Annotated in this window: 1 protein-coding gene; it reads left to right on the forward strand. The window is 72.8% G+C overall.

What is annotated here, in order from left to right; translation table 11 throughout:
- A partial coding sequence (locus D588_RS0117190; protein WP_017916859.1) for a thioredoxin family protein occupies positions 1-1,264 on the forward strand: 1,264 nt, incomplete at its 5' end.
- Positions 1,265-1,312: the final 48 nt, after the last annotated feature.

The following is a 1,312-nucleotide window of genomic DNA, read 5'->3' on the forward strand; positions in this document are numbered from 1 at the left end:
GGCCGCCGATGCCCTGCCGGCGACGCCGGACGCCTCGGCGCACAACGCCGCGCGCAGCGCCGCACCGCCGCCGGCCACGCAGAACCTGCTGTGGATCCTGCTGCTGGCGCTCGGCGGCGGCCTGCTGCTGAACCTGCTGCCGTGCGTGCTGCCGATCCTGTCGCTGAAGGTGCTGGGCCTGGCGCAGAGCGGCGAGAGCCGCGGCCGCGCCCGCAGCCATGCGCTGTGGTACACGCTGGGCGTGCTCGCCTCCTTCGCCGTGGTCGGCGGCATCGCCGTGGCCGCGCGGCTGCTGTGGGGCTTCCAGCTGCAGCGCCCGGGCTTCGTCGCGGTGCTGGTGTACCTGATGTTCGTGGTCGGGCTGAGCCTGTCGGGGGTGTTCACCCTCAGCGCCAACCTCGGCGGCGTCGGCCAGTCGCTGTCCACGCGCAGCGGTCCGGTCGGCGACTTCTTCACCGGCGTGCTGGCCTGCGTGGTGTCCAGCGCCTGCATCGGCCCGTTCATGGGCCCGGCGCTGGGCTATGCGCTGACCGCGCCGCCGGCGATGGCGATGCTGGTGTTCCTGACCCTTGGCCTGGGCCTGGCGCTGCCGTTCCTGCTGATCGGCTTCGTGCCCTCGCTGGCCAGGCGCCTGCCCAAGCCCGGCGCCTGGATGGAAACGCTCAAGCAGGTGCTGGCGTTCCCGATGTACCTGAGCGCGATCTGGCTGCTGTGGGTGCTGGGCAAGCAGCGCGGCGTGGACGCGGTGGCGCTGCTGCTGATCGGCGCCACCCTGCTGGCGCTGGGCCTGTGGTGGTTCGAGCGCGCGCGCTGGCGCGACCACAAGACCGGCATGCGCCTGGCCGCCGTGCTGCTGCTGGCCGCGCTGGTGCCGGCCTGGGGCGTGACCCGGCTGCCGCCGCCCAGCGCCAGCGTCGAGCGCAACACCGTGGCCTATTCGCCGCAGATGCTCGACCGCCTGCGCACCGACAACCGCGTGGTGTTCGTCAACATGACCGCCGACTGGTGCGTCACCTGCAAGGCCAACGAACGCAACGTGTTCGACAGCGACGCGTTCCGCGACACCATCAAGCGGGTGGACGCGGTGTACATGAAGGGCGACTGGACCAACGAGGATCCGCGCATCAGCGCCTTCCTCGCCGAGCACAAGGCAGTGGGCGTGCCGCTGTACGTGGTCTATGGCCCCGGCGCGCCGCCGACGGTACTGCCGCCGGTGCTGAGCCAGGCGGTGGTCGAGGACGCCCTGCTGCGCGCGGCGCGATGACCCCCGCCAGCGCGCGCCTGCTGGCGGTCGCCGCGGTGGCGGCGGTGC

Source organism: Xanthomonas sp. SHU 308 (genome assembly GCF_000364645.1).
GTDB classification, from domain to species: domain Bacteria; phylum Pseudomonadota; class Gammaproteobacteria; order Xanthomonadales; family Xanthomonadaceae; genus Xanthomonas_A; species Xanthomonas_A sontii.